Origin of the sequence: Marinifilum breve (assembly GCF_003202155.1) — a bacterium.
Taxonomy (GTDB): Bacteria; Bacteroidota; Bacteroidia; order Bacteroidales; family Marinifilaceae; genus Marinifilum; species Marinifilum breve.
In genome coordinates this window covers 1-371 of sequence record NZ_QFLI01000191.1, presented here as the reverse complement: position 1 = coordinate 371, position 371 = coordinate 1, and the positions used below count along the sequence as shown (strand labels likewise).

The following is a 371-nucleotide window of genomic DNA, read 5'->3' as shown; positions in this document are numbered from 1 at the left end:
AACTTTGTAGCTGAGTACAGACGTTTCTTCCCTCCCCACATAGATAGGAGTAGATAAACAGGAATTAATTCTAACTCCCACATGATGAAAAAAAGTAAAAGATCTCGAGAAGAAAATGATCCTATTTGACCGCTGTACATTGCTAACATCAGGAAATGAAAAAATCGGGAATCCCGAGTAACTGGAAAAGCCGCTAAAGTGGCTAAAGTAGTAATAAATCCCGTCAGTAAAATAGTTCCTATAGAAAGTCCATCTATTCCCATTCTCCAGTAAAAATCAAAAAAATCGATCCATTTATAATCTTCGGACAGTTGAATTAATGGATCGTCCATTTTAAAATTATAACAAAAAGCGTAGGTCGTTAGAAGAAG

The 371-nt window shown here is 35.6% G+C and carries 1 protein-coding gene; it reads right to left on the bottom strand.

Going from position 1 to position 371, the window contains the following annotated elements; genetic code table 11:
* The coding region (locus tag DF185_RS24935; protein ID WP_498365940.1) for a proton-conducting transporter transmembrane domain-containing protein at positions 1–332 on the bottom strand (332 nt) is incomplete at its 3' end.
* Positions 333–371 lie beyond the last annotated feature (39 nt).